This is a genomic window from Kribbella sp. NPDC055071, assembly GCF_053608045.1.
On record NZ_JBSGUS010000018.1, the window covers coordinates 138,655 to 157,062 of the forward strand.

Consider the following 18,408-nt stretch of genomic DNA (forward strand, 5'->3'; position numbering starts at 1 on the left):
CGGAGGCTCGTCCCGTCTCGGGTAGCTCCGCACCACCCTGCGGCGCAAAGCACCCAGGGTGGATCTGTACGTCGGGTGGTGTCCGCCTACCCTCCGACAGACCACCTTGGCTGCATGAATCAAGAACTCCCGGAACCAACGCTCAGCGGGCTCGAGGTCACGCTGTTCGGTCCTCTTGCGGCGTCGGTGCTCAACCTCCTCAACCAACGCTACGACCAGGTGACCGCCGACAGCGCCGGCATTGTCGTCACCATCGCTGACATCGACCAAGCCGGCGAGCGGGCCGTGCTCACCCTTCTGTGGGACACCGGTCACCAGGTGCGCTCGGTCCGGCGGCGATCGCGATAACTGCGGGCCGGACTGACCGGCTCAGATGATGCCGAGTCGCCGGGCTGCTCGGACGGCGTCCGCGCGGCTGGCGACGTCGAGCTTGCGGTACAGGCTCTTGTTGTAGGCCTTGACGGTGTTGATCGACAGGAACAGGGCGGCGCCGATCTCGCGTTGTGTCGCCGTCCCGGGCAGCATCCGCAGGATCGACAGTTCGCGGTCGGTCAGCTCCTCGAACAGGACCCCGGTTGCCGCCTTCACCGCCTGGCGACCGATCCTGGTCTCGGCCTCCTGCAGCCAGGTCCGGACGAACGGTGGCACTGCATCGTTGTCGGCCACCTCCCGGGCGCGGACCAGCGCGGCGTTCGCAGCGCTGCGGTGGCCGGCCCCGACCTCCACGTCGGCCAGGAAGACGAGCCCGAGCACCAAGAGCATGGGCCGGGCCGTGATCTCGGCCAGCTCCTGGCCGCGGACCAGCTGTTCCCGCGCACCAGCCAGGTCGCCACGCTGGTACGTGCGCCGGGCCTGAACGATACGTACCAGCGTGACCACATGCGCGCCGGCCGCCGGTCCCCAGTCACGTTCAGCCTGATCGGCGATGGCGCCGGCCTCTGCGAGGAGGCGGTCGAGCTCCTGCTCACGTCCCAGGCCGAGGAGGCAGAGGCTCAGCTGGCCGGCCACCTGCAGGATCCGCTCGGTCGACCACGGGAACTGGTCCCGTCGGCGCCAGCAGTCGGCCAGGAGCCGGGCTCCTTCGTCGAATCGGGCGTCGAGTCCGTATGCGCGACCCAGCGCCGCCTGTGCGTCGGGGTTCTCGGCGTTCCCGGCAGCCGTCTCCAGTGCGACCGCCTCTTCGCACAAACTCACCGCCAGCGCCGGCTGGGATTCCGGCGTACCGAGAACTCCGCGTAGGGCAAGGATTCCGGCGCGGGGGCTGCGCCAGTACGTGATGACGGTGTCTGCGCCGAGCCGGCGCTCGGCAAGGTCCAACCAGTGCACGACTCGGTCTCGGCGTCCGGTGAGGTCGGCCGCGTAGCCGAGGTAGACCGCGAGCTGCGATCGGACCGCGTGGTCCGGTAGTTGCTCTCCGAGTGCGAGGTAGGTGGCGTGCCAGCCACGCTGCAGAAACCACACCACCTCCGCCGCCAGCAGTCGCTCGGCAGCCGCAGCATCCCCGGCACTGAGCAGGTGCCGTACGGCGTCGTCGATGCGGCCGTGCTGCTCGAACCACGAGGCGGCCCGGCGTAAGACCTCGCTCTCGTCCGGTTGCGTCTGCGGAGTGCGGAGCAATGCGTCACGCAGCAGCCGGTGACAGCGGTACCACTCGCGGGTGCGGTCCAGCGCGACTACGAACAGGTCGGCCGCCTCCAGCTCGGCCAGCACCTGGGCCGAGTCCTGGATCCCCAGAGCGGCATCGCACAACGATCCTGACAGCAGTTCCAGCGGCGCGGCGCGCATCAGGAGTTCGCGCTGTCGCGGAGCCAGGGCCGGGAACACCTCATCGGCGAAGTAGTCGAACAGGTGCCGGTCGTCGCCGAGTACTGGATCGGCCGTGCCGTGACCCCGGAAGGTCAGGGCAGCCAGTTGGAGGCCGGCGGCCCACCCCTCTGTCCGCTCCCAGACCGCCGTAGCCGTGCCGGCATCCAGCTCCGTCTCCGAGACCGTGGACACCAGCGCTGCCGACTCGTCGAGGGAGAACCTGAGATCGTCGGCTCGTAGTTCGTTGAGCTCGCCGCGCACGCGCATCCGGGCCAATGGCAGCGGCGGATCCATCCGGCTCGAGATCACGATCCGCAAGGTGGGTGGGAGGTACGACAGCAGGAACTCCACGCTCTCGTGGACGTCCTGGTGCGAGATCACGTGGTAGTCGTCCAGCACCAGGACGTGTTTGGTCGATGTCGCCGCCAGTTCGTTGAGGAGCACGGGCAATGCGTGCGCCATCGGACCGTCATTGGACGCCGGCAGCGCGTCCAGTGCCGTGGAGGTGATCTGGTCGCTGACTCCGCGCAGTGCGGTCAGCGCGTAGCTCCAGAACCGGACCGGCTCGTTGTCGCTCTCGTCGAGCGACACCCAGGCGACGCGGGTGTCATGATCCGCAGCCGACGCCCAGCGGCTCAGCAGGCTGGTCTTGCCCCACCCGGCCGGCGCCACGACCAGTGTCAGCTTCGTTGCCGAGTCGAGCCGTTTCTCCAGCCTGCTTCGCGAAACTGCTCCGTCCCGCAGTGGCGGGACGGTCTGCTTCACGCTCAGCAGCGGCCTCGCCGACTGATCCGCGACCATGGCAACCCCTCCCGGTCCATGCGCTCAATGGCAGTCTGGCACCCCGGGTGTTTTTGGCCCATGGGTGCTGCGCGGTCACCCGGGACGGCGCGACCTTGGGCCGCATGAAAGCTCTTCGACCGGTCATCCGGTTCCTCATCGGTTTCAGTGTCTTGTACGTCGTTCTCGCGGCGCTCGCCGAGTTCGATTCGAGCGGCCGCTACGGAGTGGTGATCCTCGCCGTCGTCCTGCTCACTGCGGTCGTCGTCGAGAGAGTGCTCGGGGGAGCGGGGCCAGGCGGCGTACTCCAGAGAGTCGGGCTCGGCCGGCCCGACGCCAAGACCATGGCGCTGGCGTCTGGTGTCGCTGTGCTGCTTCTGGTGGTCTACCCGATTGTCACGGCAGCCACCGGCGCCGCATTCGCACTCAAGCCCGGATGGCTGTGGCTGCTGGTCGGCGTCTTCGCGTTTCACGGCCTCGCCGAGGAGTTGGTGTGGCGCGGCTATGCCTTCCGCCGGCTGCGCGACGGCCGGTCCTTCCGGGCAGCCGTGCTCGCGACCATGCCATTGGTGGCCGCGACCCACATCCCCGTGATCGTCTCCTCGGGGGTCACGGTCGGCGTCGCGGCGATGCTTGTCGCGGCCGTCACCTCGCTTCCCCTCGCCCACCTGTACGAGCTGGGTCGGGGCACCGTGTGGGCGGCTGCCCTGGTCCACACCGCGATCGACAGCTTCAAGATCGTGGCCATCCCCGACGACGCGCGGCTGACCTTCTCGCTCGTCCTGGCAGGCGTCAGCATCGTCGTCCCGCTGCTGGCGCTCGTCGTCCGCAGACCCAGCAACCCATCCGGCCGCCAGGAGTTGGCGGCGGCGTACCCCATCGCACCCTTCAGGAGGAGATCATGACCGACGTCCAGCCCACCACCCACCACGAGACGCCTCCGCAGCCCACGGCCAGACCCGAGCGGGTCTCGGCTGTGGTCGTCGGCCTGCTGGCGGCGGGCTTCTCCGTGTGGGTCCTGACGACCCTGCCGATTCCGGCCGCGCTCATCCTGACCGTCGCGTCCGCAGTCGCCTGGATCGCCTGGCTGCGCACCACCTACGCCTACCCGGTCAGGACCCGCAAGGTGATCGCCGTCTATTTGTGCGCGATCGCCTTTCAGTTCATCCACATGTCCGAGGAGTACACCGGCGGGTTCCCGCACGAGATCGTCGAACTCTTCCATTCCTCGCGGGACTGGACCGAGAAGTCGTTCCTGCTCACGTTCGTGTTCGGCTTCGGCGCCATCTGGGTGCTGGCCGCGGCCGGGGCGCTGTACCAGATCCGTATCGCCAACTACCTGCTGTGGTTCTACGCGCTCGGCGCCGGCCTGATCAACGCGATCTCGCACTTCGTCTTCCCGATCCTCAAAGGCGGCTACTTCCCGGGTGTCTACACCGCGAGCGGCCACCTCGTGATGAGCGCGCTCCTCATCTACCTGCTGATCAAGGAATCCAGGCGCCTCCGCGATTGTCGCTGACGGTCAGGTCGAGCCGTGCGCCATGTCGGGCCGGGTTCTTCGCCAGCTGACCAGCAGGGTGGTGACGCCGACCGCTGCCACCGCGGCGAGCAAACCGATGGACAGCAGCGTGAACACGTGTACCTGCTCGGGGGTGGGCGTCGGCAGGTAACCCAAAGAGAGGAGGCGGTACTGCCACGACGTACCGGTGAGCACGATCGTGAGCGCGAGCGCGATGGCGTGGCTGGAGTCCCATATGGCGTGCAGCAGCGAGACCCAGATGAACATGAACAGAACCGCGCGATCGAAGCGGAATCGCCCTCCACGCGCTTCACGGAACAGCACGCCACCGAGGATCGCCGTCCAGAGCCCGTGCCCGAACGGCGCCAGCAAGCCCCGCAGCAGTTCCGTCTCGACGAGAGCTGTCAACGACAAGCCTTTGACGGTCAGCAACGCGTTGAACGCGTACCCGGCGGATTCGAAGGCTGCGAACCCGAAACCGACCGCGGCGCCGAGCACAAACCCGTCCCGCCCATGACGTCGGATGAGGTGGCGGGTGACGAAGACGAGAGCGCCGAGCTTGGCCGCTTCCTCGATCATTCCGACGCCGACGAACAACAAGGGGGACGGCTGCAGCAGGTAGGTCTCCAGCAAGGCTGCTGCCAGCACACCCAACAGTCCACCGATCACAAAGGCTTTGACGATGAGCTCGGCGGTGACGTGTGCGTCCCGCCACCTTTCGAACGACCAGGCAACGAACGTCACGGGGACGAGGAAGCTGCCGAGCAGGATCAGAGTCGGTACCAGGTTGGCGTTGCCGGTCAGCAGCGTGACGACGAGGCAGGCAAGCCACAGGAGGAACCCAACCAGAAAGATCCGTATCCACTGACCGTAGCCGCGCCGGTGTCCTGATCTGACGGCTGTGACTGCTGAGAACACCCGGCTCACCTCCTGCGACGGACCCGATCGCGGACATCGTCCAGCCTCGGTCACGGGTCTGGCCTCGTCATCCCGGAAACCTGTAGTCCATCGCCCTCGCTTCTGCGGGAACCGGCGGGCAGCCCCGGGGGGATGGGGTAACCTGGCAACGATGTCTTAGCCATCGTGCCTAGTGATGAGACGCTCCAGATACTGGTCCAGCCACAAGGAGCCTCCCCGGCGGTTGTTCGCCCCGAGAACGCGTGTGTCGAACTGACCAGGAGATGCGTTCTTCCTTATGCCTGATCACCCGGTGTACAGCATCGGAGCCCTTGTTCGGATGCTCGGCGTCCCGGCGGCGACGATTCGGACCTGGGAGGAGCGGTACGGCGTCGTGGTGCCCGAGCGGAGTCCGGGCGGGCACCGGCTGTACTCGCGGCTGCAGGTGGCGCAACTGCGCTTCGTCGGCGATCGGTTGTCGGACGGGATGTCGGTCGGTGACGCGTACCGGCTGCTGGCGGACCGCCTGGTCAGCGGCGTACCGCTGGAGGCCGTGAAGATGCCCGCTGGGGGCGGGTTGCTCATCCTGCTGGCCGAGCAGGATCCCTTTGCCGCCGACTTCTCCGACTACTTCCTGCGGACGGAGGGGTACGGCGTCACGGTCATCTCGACCGCCGAGCAGGCCGTGGCCGAAGCCGTACGGAAGACCCCGGACCTTGTCCTGATCGATCTCATGATCTCGGGCGCGCAGGGTCTGCGGCTGTGCGCCCAGTTGCGACAGCAGTTCGATGTGCCGGTACTGGCGTTCTCCACCCTCGATCTCCGCGACGAGGCGTTGGAGGCCGGCGCCGCCGCGTTTCTGAAGAAACCACTCGAGCCGCTGCGACTGGTGTCGATTGTCCGGGACCTGCTGGGACAAAGCGCCTACCGGCGCCCGGGATCCGTCGTGGAAGTCGAGCCATGAACGACCGGATGACGTCTGGATCGGCTCCGCTCGATCTCGTCCTGGGCGGCGGGCTGCCCCGCAACGCGATCATCCTGGTGATGGGTGCGCCTGGCGCCGGCAAGACGATCATCGCGCAGCAGTGGGTGTTCGCCAACGCCACCCCGGAGCATCCGGCCTTGTACCTTTCCACCGTCTCCGAGCCACTGGAGAAACTTCTCCGGTACGGCCAGACGCTGTCGTTCTTCGACCCGGCGGCGGTCGGGCGGAGTGTCTGGTACGAGGACCTCGGCGGAACTCTCCGTGACCAAGGCCTGCAGGGAGTCCTCGTCCGTGTGCTCGAGCTCATCCGGGTCAGGCGGCCGGCGATGATCGTGATCGACAGCTTCAAGGCGATGCATCCCTACGCCGGGCGGAACGGCGGCTTTCGCCCGTTCCTGCACGATCTCGCCGGCATGCTGAGCGCCTTTCCGGCGACCTCGGTGTGGGTCGGGGAGTACCAGGAAGACGAGATCCAGCGCTCTCCCGAGTTCGCTGTGGCCGATGCGATCATCGCGCTGAAAAACGTTCGTTCCGCCGACCGCACGTCCCGGGCCCTTCAGGTACACAAGCTCCGGGGCGGTGCCTTCCTGGCCGGTCCACATGCCTATCGCTTGTCGGAGGAAGGCATCACCGTCTATCCCCGGCTCGCCGATCCCGCCGATCCGAGGGACTACGAACTGCGCGGTGGGCCGGTCCCGTCGGGCATCCAGGCCCTCGACGACATGATGGCGGACGGCCTCCGGTCGGGTTCGTCCACCTTGGTGGCGGGACCGACCGGGATCGGGAAGACGGTGATGGGACTGCATTTCGCGTTCTCTGCCGTCAACCATGGCGAACCCGCCATCATCGCGACGATGCAGGAGCATCCGTCGCAGCTGGAGCGCACGGCCGCGCAATTCGGCTGGTCCGTGCCGGCCGACAACCTGACCCTCATGTACCGCAGCCCTGTCGACCTCAATGTCGACCAATGGGTGTACGAGCTCCTGGAGCTGATCGAGACCACCGGCGCTCGCAGGGTGTTCCTGGACAGCCTCGCCGACCTGCAGGCCGCGGCACCGGACGAGATGCGTTTCAGGGAGTATCTCTACGCGCTGCTCCACAAATCCTTGCGGCATGGAACCAGCCTGATGATGACGTACGAGCTCCCTGAGCTGTTCCGGGTGTCCAGACTCTCGGACGTCGCGGCATCGCATCTGTCCGACAACGTCGTACTGCTGCAGTACAAAGATGCCGCCGGGGTCATGTCGCGCACGATCACAGTGCTGAAGACACAGGCCACTGACCACGAGTCGAGGGTGCGGGAATTCCGCATAGCCGCCGACGGGATCGCGCTCGTTCCCGCGTCCGAACCGTCCGAACCGTCCGGGCCGTGAGGGACTTCGGGGCTGGCCAGGGTGCTGGAGCGGTGTAGTTGCCCTCGGCACTTCCTCGACACCCCTGGCGGTTCACCCGCCATCCGGGAGAGGCTTCAGATGTACAACGCTGCACACTCTGAGTGAGAGGCAGGGTCTCCCATGTACACGCCACGGCCTTCGACAGGTCGGTTACGCGGTCGGGTGGGAGAGTTCAAGTCTGTCCTCGATCTCCTCGACACCGCGGCGGCCGGTCACAGTGCGATCCTGGTGGTGGACGGTGCGCCGGGCATCGGGAAGACCCGGCTTCTCGCCGCGGCCGAGGACCAGGCGACGCACGACGGCTTCAGCCTCGCGAGGGCCGATGCCGACGAGGTGCTGCCAAGGCATCGGCTCGCGCGCCTCACAAAGTTGGGGGTTCACGCCGAGAGGCTCGCCGCACGAGGCCCGGTCTGCATCACCGTGGACGACGCCCAGTTGGCCGACTCCACGACCGTAACGGCGTTGCGAGCGTTGCCATTGCGGCTGGCCGAGTATGCGATCGTCTGGGTGCTGGTACGTCGGATGGCGGGGCACGACCCCCCGATCGACTGGTTGCTCGGAGAGCGGGGGCACACGGACGCCGCTCGGATTGCACTCGGGCCCCTGACGGACGATGCCGTCACGGACATGATCGCTGACGTGCTCAGCGCGCGCCCGGACAGCGACCTGCTGGCCATGGCGCGCGGAGCGGCCGGCAATCCGCTCCTTGTCCGAGCACTCCTGGACGGCTTGCGGGCCGAGGGCGGTGTCGCCGTAGCCGGTGGCCGCGCACAACTGCTGTCCGGACAGCCGCCGACGCAGGTGCGCGAAGTCGTCCACGGCTGGGTCATGCAGCTCAGCCCCGCGGCGCGCCATCTCCTCGACGTCGCTGCGTCGTTGGATGGATCATTCGCCGTGGACGAGCTCGGCGACCTGCTCGGGTGGCCGGACGAGCAAGTGCGGCAACCTCTGCACGAGGCCGCCGCGGCAGACCTGCTCGTCCCGGTCGAGGAAGACGTCCTGGCGTTCCACCACGATCTCGTCCGGCAGTCGGTAGCCGATCGCGTCCCGGCCGCCGTGCGTACCGCACTGCGCCGTCAGGCAGCTGGGACGCGCCGTTGCTCCACAGCCCCGGCTGCCGCCCAGGCGATCGACCGGCAGCCCGCGGCCGACGACTGGGACGGCCTGACCGGTGGCGAGCGGACAGTGGCCGAGCTCGTGGCTCAAGGATTGACCAACCGCGAGGTCGCAGCGCGAATGTTCCTCTCGCCGCACACTGTCTCGTTCCATCTGCGAAAGGTGTACCGAAAGCTTGGCATCCGGAGCCGCGTAGAGCTCACGCGAGCGTTTGTGCACCGCGGACAGGGTCGGCTCGCCGATGAACCCTCAACGCGCTGACGTGACGGGGCCGGCTGACGCTGTTCGACCCTCGTCAGTACGGCGAGGTGCAGCCATGCCGCGCAGCTCCTTGCACGGCCGGGCGACCGAGGTACGCCGACTCGGCGAATCCGTCATGGCTGTGGCGGCCGGTCATGGGTGCGTCGTCGTGGTGGAGGGCACGGCCGGCCTCGGTAAGAGCAGCCTGGTGCTGGAGGCGGTGACGTCCGCCCGGCCGCTCGGGATCGCCGTTGCGTCCGGTGTCGCCGACGAGTTCCATCGGGCGTCGCCACTGACGCCATTGCTGGCCGCCTTGAGTGACTGCAGTCCGCCGATTCTCGGCGCTGCGGAGTTCGACCCCGTGCACCTGCTGGACTACGACGCCTCCGAGCTGATCGATCAGCTCGAAGGGGTGCTCAGGAGGACTGCGGTTCGGCGACCCGTTCTGGTCGCACTGGACGACCTGCAGTGGGCCGACCCGCTGACGGTGATCGCGCTCAGAGTCCTGACTGAACGCCTGGCTGCCAGCCCGATCATGTGGCTGCTGAGCCGGCGTCCCTGGCCGTCCACGGCGACGGGGGACGCGTTGTTCTCCGACCTGGTTGCAGCCGGTGCGATCCGGTTCGGATTGGCGCCCCTGGAGCCGGTCGCGGTAGCGCGGGTGGCGGGTGATCTCCTGGGCGCCGCACCGGACGGTGCGCTGCTAGGACTGGTTGAGAAGTGCGCCGGCAACCCGGGAGTCGTCGTGGACCTGCTGACGACGCTCGCCGAACATGACGAGCTCATCATCGACGCGGCATGCTCTCGGCTTCTGCCCAGCTCTCTGCAGCAACGGCTCCGCGGATGGCTCACCGAGGTTGAGCCACCGACCCGGCAACTGCTGGACGTTGCATCGATCTTCGGACGAACCTTCGACCTGCCGTCAGTGGCCAAGGTTCTGGATCGCAGGGTGGCCGAGTTGCTGCCGGCGGTCCAGGAGGCGCTCGGTGCAGGTTTGCTGGTGGAGGCAGGCACACAGTTGGAGTTCCAGCATGATCTGATCCGCGAGGCGGTCTACGGTGCGCTTCCGCTGGCCGTGCGAAGGGACCTGCACCGCGACGCGGCTGACGCAGTGCTCGCCACCGGCGGATCGATCTCCGATGCGGCGGCCCACACCATCAGCGGCGCCGTCCCTGGCGACGCCCTGGCCGTCGCGCTGCTGGTCCGTGCTTCCGACGAGGTCGCGGGCGCTGCTCCGGGCGCTGCGGGGGACTTGAGGCTAAGCGCCGTCGACCTGATGCTGTCCGCCGACGTCGGCCGGCCTGGGCGGGTGATGGAGACGATGAGCCTGCTCCTTCGCGCGGGGCGCAACGCGGAGGCCCAAGCACTCGCCGAGGTCACCTTGCGGGCCGACCTACCAGCGGAGGTCGAGGCGAGGCTTCGCTTCGAGCTGGCCGACTCCCTCGGGATCGCTGGTTGCTCGGCCTCCGCACTACACCACTCCAAGACTGCGCTCGGCCTCGAGGGGATCGACGACTCGACGCGGGCCCTGCTGTTGGCAGCGGAGTCGAACGCGCATCTGATGGCCGGTCACCCCGGCGCAGCGCTGCGAGCGGGCGAGCTGGCTCTCGCTACCGGGAGGAGGCCGGCTCGGACCGGCCAGGCTCTCCTCACGATGGGGGCGGCCGAAAGAGTGCGCGGTCGCCTCACGAGATCGCTCGAACTCGTCGATGCAGCCGTTGACGTGCTGGCGCCCGATACGCCGCAGGAGCGACGCCGCGAGGTCTACTGGACTCGGGGACACACGCTGATGGCGCTCGATCGCTTCGACGAGGCGGCGGCCGCCTTCGATGCCGCCGGCCGGCCCGGAACGGAGTGGAAAGACGTGTTCGGGTACGCGTGCCGTGCGACGCTGCTGCTGCACCGAGGCGACCTGGACGATGCCGTTGCCGAAGGCAACGCAGGCCTGATCCGTGCCGAGGAGCTGGGGTCCTGGAAGGACGTGCCGGAGTTGTGCGCCGTACTCGCGGAAGCGAACGCATACCGGGGCGAGTTCGGGTTGGCCCGCCGCCACCTGCGGTATGGCGCTAGCAAGGTGTATGAGCAAAGCAGTGTCGGAGCGCAGCGGTTGGCGTGGGCGGGCGCAGTGGTCGACGAGACGGCTGGTGAGGAACCCGCACGCGTGTTCGCGCACCTCGCCTCGCTCTATCGGAAACTGCCGGACGGTCTGCAGGTGCTGGCGTTCGATCCGATGGTGGGACCGCGCCTGGTGGGGTTGGCCAGGCGAGCGAATGATGCCGGCCGCGCCGGCCTGGCGGCCGAGGCGGCGGACACTCTCCATCGCATCAACCCTGAGGTGATCTCGTTCGACGCTGCAGGCATGCAGGCCGGTGGCCTGCTCGACGACGACGTCGACCGCCTGGTGGCGGCTGTGCATGCGTTCGACGCGAGTCCCCGTCCGCTGGCGCGCGCCCGTGCCGCCGAGGATGCCGCAGGCGGCTTGTTCGAGCGGAGCCGGGACACGGCAGCCGTCCTGCAGCTCGAGCCTGCGCTGGCCGAGTACGATCGCGCCGGCGCAGTCGTGCTCGCCCGGCGCGTCCGGCAGCGACTCGCTGAAAATGCCAGGCCGGGAACAGGACAATCACCGGCCGAACGGCCGAGCTTCGGCTGGTCGAGCCTGACGGCAGCCGAGCTCCGGGTAGCGCGACTGACAGCGACCGGACTCACCAACCGCGCGATCGCCGACGAACTCGAGCTGTCTCCGCACACCGTCGAGTCGCACCTGCGCCACGCCTATCGCAAACTCGATGTCCGGTCCCGAGTCGAGCTGACCCAGGTGGTCCTAACCCGCGAACCGTCCGCCGACGCCTGAACCACACGTTCTGGGGATGTCTTCCCCGTGCGAGTGGACCAGGTTGGTGTGTGTCCGTGACAAGCCGCACAGAGGCCGGCACACACAGGAGGTAGACCATGGCGAAGGCCGTCGGTATCGACCTGGGCACGACGAACTCGGTGATCGCCGCGATGGAGGGTGGCCAGCCAACGGTCGTCCCGAACGCCGAAGGCGCCCGAACGACTCCCTCCGTGGTGGCGTTCACGGACTCCGGTGAGCGGCTGGTCGGCCAGTTGGCCCGTCGTCAGTCCGTACTCAACCCGAAGGGCACCATCACCTCGGCGAAACGGTTCATCGGCCGGAGGTTCGACGAGGTCTCCTCCGAGCTCTCCGCCGTCTCGTACGACGTCGTCGCCGGGCCGGACGGAGCCGTGCGATTCAAGATCCGGGACAGGCTGCACGCACCGGAGGAGATCTCCGCGCTGATCCTGCGCAAACTCGTCGAAGACGCCGGGAAGTTCCTCGGCGAGAAGGTCACCGAGGCCGTCATCACCGTGCCCGCGTACTTCAACGATGCCCAACGTCAAGCCACCAAGGACGCCGGGCGCATCGCGGGCCTCGAGGTGCTGCGGATCATCAACGAGCCGACAGCCGCGGCACTGGCCTACGGGATGGACAAGCTGGAGAACGAGACGATCCTGGTCTTCGATCTCGGCGGGGGCACCTTCGACGTCAGCGTGCTCACGGTCGGCGACGGAGTCGTCGAAGTCCGGGCCACTGCCGGTGACCCGCACCTGGGCGGCGACGACTTCGACCGCCGGGTGGTCGACAAGCTGGCCGACGACTTCCAGCGTGAGGTCGGGGTCGACCTGCGCCAGGACCCGCAGGCCTTGCAGCGGCTGTTCGAGGCCGCCGAGAAGGCCAAGGTCGAGCTCTCGTCGGTCACCCAGACGACGATCAGCCTGCCGTTCGTCACCGCGAACGCCCAAGGCCCGCAACATCTCAACACCACGCTGATGCGGTCCACCTTCGACCAGTTGACCGCCGATCTCGTCGATCGGTGCCTGGGGCCGGTGGAGCAGGCGATGACCGACGCCAAGATGACGGCGAACGACATCGACGAGGTGATCCTGGTCGGCGGTTCGACCCGGATTCCGGCGGTCCAGGCGCTGGTTCGCCGGCTCACCGGCGGCAAGGACCCGAACATGACGGTGAATCCGGACGAGGTGGTCGCTATCGGCGCCGCCGTACAGGCCGCGATCATCAAGGGCGAGGTCAAGGACGTGCTGCTGCTCGACGTCACCCCGCTGTCGCTGGGGCTGGAGACGATGGGCGGCGTGATGACGAAGGTCATCGAGCGCAACACGACCATCCCGGCCCGCCGGAGCGAGGTCTTCAGTACCGCCGAGGACAATCAGACCGCTGTGGATGTGGTGGTCCTGCAGGGTGAGCGGGAGCTGGCCGCGGACAACCGGGTGCTCGCCCGTTTCCGCCTGGAGAACATCCGCCCGGCGCCGCGCGGCGTACCGCAGATCGAGGTCACCTTCGACATCGACGCGAACGGCATCCTGCACGTGGCCGCCAAGGACAAGGACACCGGCGCGGAGCAGCAGGTCACCATCAGCGAGACCTCCAACCTCGACCAGTCCGAGGTCGAACGGATGGTCGCGGACGCCGAGGCGCACCGCAGCGACGACAGCCGGCTGCGTGAGCTGGTCGATGCGCGCAACGCGCTGGACTCGGCCGCGTACCAGGTGGACAAGGCGCTCGCCGACCGAGGCGATGGGGTGGCCGAGCACGAACGAGCCCGGGCCGAGATGCTGGTCGGTGACGCCCGCGAGGCGCTCAAGGACCAGGAAACGCCACTGGAGCGGCTGCGTTCGCTGACAGGTGAGCTGCAACAACTCGCCCAGGCTCTGAACTCGAGCACGCCGCCGCAGAGCTCCGGTGGTACGCCGCCGGCAGACGGCGGCGGCGACGATGACGTCATCGATGCCGAGTTCTCGACGAGCTGATCGCAATGGCCGATGAGGAGACCGACACCGCTGCGGCGCCGGCACGAGTCGAGGAGGCCCCCGAAGAGGGCCCGGAGAAGGCCCTGCAGGAGGCGCGCGAGAAGGCCGCCGAGATGGAAGACAGATGGCGGCGTACGGCGGCCGAGCTGGACAACTTCCGGAAGCGGGTCGCGCGGGAATCCGGACAGCAGCGGGACACCGAACGCGCCCTGGTCGCCGCCAGTTGGCTGCCGGTCGTCGACAATCTGGAGCTGGCGCTGCAGCACGCGGGCGCCGACGACGGGGCGATCGTCGACGGCGTCCGGGCCGTGCGGGACCAGGCCCTGGCAGTACTGTCCGGACTCGGCTACGCCCAGGTCGACGACCGCGGGCAACGCTTCGACCCGGAGTTGCACGAGGCGGTCGGTACGACGCCCAGCCCTGAGGTACCGGCCGGCACGATCGTGCACGTCGTCCGGCCCCGGTACGGCGACGGGACCCGGGTTCTTCGTCCGGCCGGGGTGGTAGTCGCCGCGGAGGCAGGCTGATGCCCAGCCGGGACTTCTACGCGATCCTCGGGCTCTCGCGGGACGCCGGCGCCGACGAGATCCAGAGAGCCTACCGACGGCTCGCTCGCCAGTACCACCCGGACGTCAACAAGGATCCCGACGCGGAGGAACGGTTCAAGGAGGTCTCCGAGGCGTACGACGTACTGTCCGATCCCCAGCAGCGCAAGCGGTACGACGCGTTCGGTGCGGACTTCCGCCGGGTGCCGCCGGACGTCGACCCGGAAACCTATGCCCGGTCCCGCGCCGGTGCCGGCCGGGCCGGTGGCGGCGGCCGGAGCCGGGAGGGTCCCTCCTGGGATACCGGAGGGGGGCAGTTCGATGTCGAGGGCATCGATCTGGACGACCTGCTCGGCGGGATGTTCGGCGGCGGGACCCGGCGCGGTTGGGGCCGGATCCCGGGCTCGGACCAAGAGATCGAGCTGGAGCTCACCGTCGAGGAGGCCTACCGGGGCGGCAACCGGAAACTGACCGTGCGTGGTCCGACCGGCGCGGACCGGACCATCGACGTCAAGATCCCGGCCGGCGTGGTGAACGGTCAGCGGATCCGCCTCGGCGCGCAGGGCGGTCAGGGTACCGGTGGCGCACCCGCCGGAGACCTGTACCTGGTGGTCCGGATCGCGGATCATCCGCGCTACCGGGTCTCTGGTCGCGACCTCACCGTCGACCTTCCGCTCGCCGTGTGGGAGGGAGCGCTGGGCGCGTCGGTGTCGATCGAGACTCCTGGCGGTGAGGCGACGGTGAAGGTACCGAAGGGCAGCTCGAGCGGTCGCAGGCTCCGGCTCAGGGGCCGAGGTCTGCCGAATCCCCGCGGGACGGCGGGGGATCTGTATGCCGAGGTCAGATTGATGGTCCCGCCGAAGCTCACCCGCGAGGAGAAGCGGCTGTTCGAGGAGTTGGCCGGGACGTCGAAGTTCGATCCGAGGAGGCGTTCATGAGCCACCAGTTGACCAGGCCGACCCGGTTCGCGCTGGCGGACTTCGCGCGGCTGACCGGAGCACATCCCGAACTGCTGCGGCGGTTCGTCGCCCTGGGGTTGCTCGAGGCAACGACCGACGGCGCCGGTGGGTTGTGGTTCGGGCCGTCGCAGCTGAGCCGGGTGGCCCGGATCCAGCGACTGCGGGCCGGGCTCGACCTGAACTATGCGGCGCTGGGTCTGGTGATGGACCTGCTGGACCGCATCGCCGTACTGGAAGCAGAGCGCACACGTTTCGTCGGACGAGGAGCCCGGACATGGATATGAACCGCCTCACGCAGAAGTCGCAGGAGGCTCTGCACGACGCTCAGACCAAAGCCCTGCGGTTCGGGCACAGTCAGATCGACGGTGAGCATCTGCTGCTGGCGCTGTTGGAGCAACCCGACGGTCTGGCCCCGAGGCTCCTGGCCCAGGCCGGTGCGGATCCGGACGGCCTGCGGGACCGATTGGAACAGGAGCTGAACCGGCGTCCCAAGGTCAGCGGTCCGGGCGCGGAGCCCGGCCAGGTACTTGTCACCCAGAGGTTGTCGCGGCTACTCGACGCCGCGGACCGGGAGGCCAGGCGGCTCAAGGACGAGTACGTCTCGATCGAGCACCTGGTGATCGCTCTGCTGGACGAGGGTCGGCAGAGCACGTCCGGGCGGCTGCTCGCCGAGCAGGGACTGACCCGGGACGGCTTCCTCGCGGCGCTGACCGCCGTCCGCGGGAACCAGCGGGTCACCTCGGCGATGCCGGAAGCGTCGTACGAGGCGTTGGAGAAGTACGGCCGGGATCTGGTCAAGGATGCGTCGCAGGGCCGGCTGGATCCGGTCATCGGCCGGGACAACGAGATCCGGCGGGTCGTGCAGATCCTGTCCCGCAAGACCAAGAACAACCCGGTGCTGATCGGCGATCCGGGCGTCGGCAAGACCGCGATCGTCGAGGGACTCGCGCAACGGATCGCCAACGGCGACGTACCGGACGGCCTGCGGGACCGGACCGTGTTCGCGCTCGACCTGGCCTCGCTGGTTGCCGGGGCCAAGTACCGCGGCGAGTTCGAGGAACGCTTCAAGGCCGTGCTGAACGAGGTGAAGGCGGCCGAGGGCCGGATCCTGTTGTTCGTCGACGAGTTGCACACCGTGGTGGGCGCGGGTGCAACCGAAGGTGCGATGGACGCGGGCAACATGTTGAAGCCGATGCTGGCTCGCGGTGAGCTGCACATGATCGGCGCCACCACCCTGGACGAGTACCGGATGCACATCGAGAAGGACGCGGCCCTGGAACGCCGGTTCCAGCCGGTGGTCGTCGACGAGCCGACGGTCGAGGATGCGATCTCGATCCTGCGCGGGCTGCGGGAGCGGTTGGAAGTCTTCCACGGCGTGAAGATCCAGGACGCCGCGATGGTCGCTGCCGTGGTGCTCAGCCACCGGTACATCTCGGACCGCTTCCTGCCGGACAAGGCGATCGACCTGGTGGACGAGGCGTGCGCGATGCTGCGGACCGAGATCGACTCGATGCCGGCCGAGCTGGACGAGCTGACCCGGCGGGTGCGCCGGCTGGAGATCGAGGACGCCGCACTGGCCAAGGAGGAGGACACTGCCAGCCGACAGCGGCTGGACGAACTGCGCAAGGAGCTGGCCGACCTCCGGGCCGAGGCCGACGCGATGCATGCGCAGTGGGAGTCGGAGCGGCAGGCGTTGCGTACGGTCCAGGCGCTGCGGCAGGAGATGGAGCAGGTCCGGCAGGAGGCCGAGCAGGCCGAGCGGGACTACGACCTCAACCAGGCAGCCGAGCTGCGGCACGGCCGGCTACCGGAGCTCGAACGCCAGCTCGCGGCGGAGGAGGAGCGATTGGCCACCAAGCAGCATGGACACCGGCTGCTGCGCGAGGTCGTGACCGAGGAGGAGATCGCCTCGATCGTGTCCCGCTGGACCGGCATCCCGGTCACCCGTCTGCAGGAGGGCGAACGGGAGAAGCTGCTGCGGCTGGACGAGGTGCTGCACGAGCGCCTGATCGGTCAGGACGAGGCCGTGCAACTGGTCGCGGATGCGATCGTCCGGGCCCGCTCGGGGATCAAGGACCCGCGCCGGCCGATCGGCTCGTTCATCTTCCTCGGTCCGACCGGGGTAGGAAAGACCGAGCTGGCGAAGACCCTTGCGGCGACCCTGTTCGACACCGAGGACAACATCGTCCGGATCGACATGAGCGAATATCAGGAGCGGCACACGGTCAGCCGGCTGGTCGGAGCGCCACCCGGGTACGTCGGCTACGAGGAAGGTGGCCAGCTGACCGAGGCGGTGCGGCGCAAGCCGTACTCCGTGGTGCTGTTCGACGAGATCGAGAAGGCACATCCGGATGTCTTCAACACGCTGCTGCAGATCCTCGACGACGGCAGGCTGACCGACGCGCAGGGCCGGACGGTGGACCTGCGCAACACCGTGGTCATCATGACGTCGAACATCGGCTCGGCGTACCTGCTGGACGGCGTGACCGCGGACGGGCAGGTCAAGGAGGACGCGCGGGACGCCGTGATGGCGGAACTGCGGCAGCAGTTCCGGCCCGAGTTCCTCAACCGCGTCGACGAGATCGTGCTGTTCAAGCCGCTCACGATGGCCGAGATCGAGCGCATCGTCGATCTGATGTTCGACGACCTGCGGACGCGGCTGGCGGATCGCGGGATGTCGCTCGAGGTCGAACCGGAGGCGGCCCGGTACATCGCTGCGCAGGGCTTCGATCCGGTGTACGGCGCCCGGCCGTTGCGACGGTTCATCGCCCGCGAAGTCGAGACCCGCATCGGTCGCGCACTCCTCGGCGGCAACGTGCTGGACGGAGCGGTGATCCGGGTGACCGTCCAGGACGGCGACATCAGCGTCACGCACGAGAACCCGGCGGAGGTGGCGGCATGAAGGTCGTGACCTGTCCGAACTGTCAACGCCGCAACCGGGTGCCCGCCGCGGCGGAAGGTACGCCCCGGTGCGGTCATTGCCAGCGACCACTGCCGTGGATCGTCGATGCCGGCGACAACGACTTCGCCGAGGTGGTGGAGCAGGCAAGCCTGCCGGTGCTGGTCGATCTCTGGGCTCCGTGGTGCGGACCGTGCCGGCGGGTCAGTCCCGTGCTGGAACAGCTCGCCACCGAGAAGGCAGGCCAGGTGAAGCTGGTCAAGATCAACGCCGACGAAGCGCCCAAGCTGTCGCAGCGGTTTGACATCCGATCCATTCCAACCCTGCTGGTACTGCGCAGTGGAGAGGTTGTCGCAACGCAGATCGGCGCCGCATCGGCACCGGCGCTGCGGCCCTGGCTCGAAGAGGCATTGGCCAAGGAGGCAACCTCGTGACCGGACG

General features: G+C 68.2%; 15 protein-coding genes. 13 read left to right on the top strand and 2 right to left on the bottom strand.

The genetic code is table 11. The features are described 5' to 3' along the window. Positions 1-114 precede the first annotated feature (114 nt). A complete protein-coding gene (locus tag ACWF4Z_RS27970) occupies positions 115-348 on the top strand; it encodes a hypothetical protein (protein WP_452246123.1) in 234 nt (77 codons plus the stop codon). A gap of 21 nt (positions 349-369) precedes the next feature. Here the strand turns inward: ACWF4Z_RS27970 and ACWF4Z_RS27975 are convergent, their stop codons facing one another. Then, complete coding sequence (locus ACWF4Z_RS27975) at positions 370-2,607, bottom strand: LuxR C-terminal-related transcriptional regulator (RefSeq protein ID WP_452246124.1); 2,238 nt, start codon at positions 2,605-2,607, stop codon at positions 370-372. Between the two features lie 104 nt (positions 2,608-2,711). On the opposite strand from ACWF4Z_RS27975, the gene ACWF4Z_RS27980 reads away from it, so the two are divergent. Together ACWF4Z_RS27980 and ACWF4Z_RS27985 are read left to right on the top strand one after the other, a co-directional pair. After that, positions 2,712-3,491, top strand: coding sequence for a CPBP family intramembrane glutamic endopeptidase (locus tag ACWF4Z_RS27980; protein WP_452246125.1), 780 nt, complete (start codon positions 2,712-2,714; stop codon positions 3,489-3,491). After that, a complete protein-coding gene (locus tag ACWF4Z_RS27985) occupies positions 3,488-4,105 on the top strand; it encodes an HXXEE domain-containing protein (RefSeq protein ID WP_452246126.1) in 618 nt (205 codons plus the stop codon). The genes ACWF4Z_RS27980 and ACWF4Z_RS27985 overlap by 4 nt, the downstream gene beginning before the upstream one ends. Before the next feature lie 3 nt (positions 4,106-4,108). On the opposite strand, the gene ACWF4Z_RS27990 is transcribed toward ACWF4Z_RS27985, so the two are convergent. Continuing rightward, the gene (locus ACWF4Z_RS27990) at positions 4,109-5,023 is read right to left on the bottom strand and encodes a PrsW family intramembrane metalloprotease (RefSeq protein ID WP_452246127.1); all 915 of its coding nucleotides are present in this window, start codon (positions 5,021-5,023) and stop codon (positions 4,109-4,111) included. Between the two features lie 277 nt (positions 5,024-5,300). Here ACWF4Z_RS27990 and ACWF4Z_RS27995 point away from each other — a divergent pair, with 277 nt between their 5' ends. From ACWF4Z_RS27995 to trxA, 10 genes are all read left to right on the top strand, one after another. Next, positions 5,301-5,966, top strand: coding sequence for a response regulator (locus ACWF4Z_RS27995; protein ID WP_452246128.1), 666 nt, complete (start codon positions 5,301-5,303; stop codon positions 5,964-5,966). Then, complete coding sequence (locus ACWF4Z_RS28000; protein WP_452246129.1) at positions 5,963-7,360, top strand: RAD55 family ATPase; 1,398 nt, start codon at positions 5,963-5,965, stop codon at positions 7,358-7,360. Before ACWF4Z_RS27995 ends, ACWF4Z_RS28000 begins: the two co-directional genes overlap by 4 nt. Before the next feature lie 141 nt (positions 7,361-7,501). Next, on the top strand, positions 7,502-8,758 hold the full coding sequence (locus tag ACWF4Z_RS28005; protein ID WP_452246130.1) for a LuxR C-terminal-related transcriptional regulator: 1,257 nt from the start codon (positions 7,502-7,504) through the stop codon (positions 8,756-8,758). Positions 8,759-8,813: 55 nt separating this feature from the next. After that, entirely contained in the window at positions 8,814-11,588 is a 2,775-nt protein-coding gene (locus ACWF4Z_RS28010; protein WP_452246131.1) for an ATP-binding protein, read from the top strand. 98 nt (positions 11,589-11,686) lie between these two features. Beyond that, complete coding sequence (gene dnaK / locus ACWF4Z_RS28015; protein ID WP_452246132.1) at positions 11,687-13,564, top strand: molecular chaperone DnaK; 1,878 nt, start codon at positions 11,687-11,689, stop codon at positions 13,562-13,564. 5 nt (positions 13,565-13,569) lie between these two features. Next, complete coding sequence (locus ACWF4Z_RS28020) at positions 13,570-14,091, top strand: nucleotide exchange factor GrpE (protein WP_452246133.1); 522 nt, start codon at positions 13,570-13,572, stop codon at positions 14,089-14,091. Then, positions 14,091-15,047, top strand: coding sequence for a DnaJ C-terminal domain-containing protein (locus ACWF4Z_RS28025; RefSeq protein ID WP_452246134.1), 957 nt, complete (start codon positions 14,091-14,093; stop codon positions 15,045-15,047). Before ACWF4Z_RS28020 ends, ACWF4Z_RS28025 begins: the two co-directional genes overlap by 1 nt. After that, positions 15,044-15,352, top strand: a complete 309-nt coding sequence (locus ACWF4Z_RS28030; RefSeq protein ID WP_452246135.1) for a chaperone modulator CbpM — start codon at positions 15,044-15,046, stop codon at positions 15,350-15,352. The genes ACWF4Z_RS28025 and ACWF4Z_RS28030 overlap by 4 nt, the downstream gene beginning before the upstream one ends. Continuing rightward, positions 15,343-17,970, top strand: a complete 2,628-nt coding sequence (gene clpB, locus ACWF4Z_RS28035; RefSeq protein ID WP_452246136.1) for an ATP-dependent chaperone ClpB — start codon at positions 15,343-15,345, stop codon at positions 17,968-17,970. Before ACWF4Z_RS28030 ends, clpB begins: the two co-directional genes overlap by 10 nt. Further along, the gene (gene trxA / locus ACWF4Z_RS28040; RefSeq protein WP_452246137.1) at positions 17,967-18,401 is read left to right on the top strand and encodes a thioredoxin; all 435 of its coding nucleotides are present in this window, start codon (positions 17,967-17,969) and stop codon (positions 18,399-18,401) included. Before clpB ends, trxA begins: the two co-directional genes overlap by 4 nt. Positions 18,402-18,408: the final 7 nt, after the last annotated feature.

What these genes read in the sequence shown, in the direction of transcription:
- ACWF4Z_RS27970 (WP_452246123.1), top strand. Translation starts at nt 115, where the DNA reads ATGAATCAAGAACTCCCGGAACCAACGCTCAGCGGGCTCGAGGTCACG.
- ACWF4Z_RS27975 (WP_452246124.1), bottom strand. Translation starts at nt 2,607, where the DNA reads ATGGTCGCGGATCAGTCGGCGAGGCCGCTGCTGAGCGTGAAGCAGACC.
- ACWF4Z_RS27980 (WP_452246125.1), top strand. Translation starts at nt 2,712, where the DNA reads ATGAAAGCTCTTCGACCGGTCATCCGGTTCCTCATCGGTTTCAGTGTC.
- ACWF4Z_RS27985 (WP_452246126.1), top strand. Translation starts at nt 3,488, where the DNA reads ATGACCGACGTCCAGCCCACCACCCACCACGAGACGCCTCCGCAGCCC.
- ACWF4Z_RS27995 (WP_452246128.1), top strand. Translation starts at nt 5,301, where the DNA reads ATGCCTGATCACCCGGTGTACAGCATCGGAGCCCTTGTTCGGATGCTC.
- ACWF4Z_RS28000 (WP_452246129.1), top strand. Translation starts at nt 5,963, where the DNA reads ATGAACGACCGGATGACGTCTGGATCGGCTCCGCTCGATCTCGTCCTG.
- ACWF4Z_RS28005 (WP_452246130.1), top strand. Translation starts at nt 7,502, where the DNA reads ATGTACACGCCACGGCCTTCGACAGGTCGGTTACGCGGTCGGGTGGGA.
- ACWF4Z_RS28010 (WP_452246131.1), top strand. Translation starts at nt 8,814, where the DNA reads ATGCCGCGCAGCTCCTTGCACGGCCGGGCGACCGAGGTACGCCGACTC.
- dnaK (WP_452246132.1), top strand. Translation starts at nt 11,687, where the DNA reads ATGGCGAAGGCCGTCGGTATCGACCTGGGCACGACGAACTCGGTGATC.
- ACWF4Z_RS28020 (WP_452246133.1), top strand. Translation starts at nt 13,570, where the DNA reads ATGGCCGATGAGGAGACCGACACCGCTGCGGCGCCGGCACGAGTCGAG.
- ACWF4Z_RS28025 (WP_452246134.1), top strand. Translation starts at nt 14,091, where the DNA reads ATGCCCAGCCGGGACTTCTACGCGATCCTCGGGCTCTCGCGGGACGCC.
- ACWF4Z_RS28030 (WP_452246135.1), top strand. Translation starts at nt 15,044, where the DNA reads ATGAGCCACCAGTTGACCAGGCCGACCCGGTTCGCGCTGGCGGACTTC.
- clpB (WP_452246136.1), top strand. Translation starts at nt 15,343, where the DNA reads ATGGATATGAACCGCCTCACGCAGAAGTCGCAGGAGGCTCTGCACGAC.
- trxA (WP_452246137.1), top strand. Translation starts at nt 17,967, where the DNA reads ATGAAGGTCGTGACCTGTCCGAACTGTCAACGCCGCAACCGGGTGCCC.